1 protein-coding gene and 1 pseudogene are annotated in these 733 nt (G+C 73.3%); both read left to right on the plus strand.

What is annotated here, in order from left to right:
• A partial coding sequence (locus tag AC27IQ_RS26270) for an enoyl-CoA hydratase family protein (protein WP_487091404.1) occupies positions 1-568 on the plus strand: 568 nt, incomplete at its 5' end.
• Between the two features lie 4 nt (positions 569-572).
• Positions 573-733, plus strand: a pseudogene (locus tag AC27IQ_RS26275) (acyl-CoA dehydrogenase family protein); the annotation flags it as partial.

Consider the following 733-nt stretch of genomic DNA (forward strand, 5'->3'; position numbering starts at 1 on the left):
CATGACCATGCCCGAACTGCTGGAGTTCACGCGCATGACGGGCGATCTGGTGAAGGCCATCCGCGCCTGCCCGCAGCCGGTGCTGGGCGCCATCGACGGCATCTGCGCCGGCGCCGGCGCCATGGTGGCGCTGGCCTGCGACCTGCGCTACGGCACGCCCGCCGCACGCACCGCGTTCCTGTTCACCCGCGTGGGCCTGGCCGGCGCCGACATGGGCGCCTGCGCGCTGCTGCCGCGCATGATCGGGCAGGGCCGCGCCTCCGAGCTGCTGTTCACCGGCCGCGCGATGACGGCGCAGGAAGGGCTGGCCTGGGGCTTCTTCAACGGCCTGCACGAATCGGCCGACCTGCTCGCCCACGTGCAGGCCGCGGCCCGCTCGCTGGCCGAGGGCCCCACCTTCGCGCACGGCATGACCAAGACCATGCTGGGCCAGGAGTGGAGCATGACCATCGACCAGGCGATCGAGGCCGAGGCCCAGGCGCAGGCCATCTGCATGCAGACGCAGGACTTCCGCCGCGCCTACGAGGCGTTCGCGGCCAAGCAGAAACCCGTGTTCGCGGGGGATTGAGGCCATGCACGCCGCCACACCCCCCGCGCCCGCCGCCCCGTCCACGGCGCACCTCGCCCTGCCGTTCTTCGGCGAAGCCCACCGGGCATTGGTGGATGGCCTCGTGCCCTGGGCCGCCGCGCAGGCGGTGGACGAATCCGACGACCGCGCCGCCTGCCGCGAGTG

It is taken from the genome of Acidovorax sp. KPB24-07, from assembly GCF_057543315.1.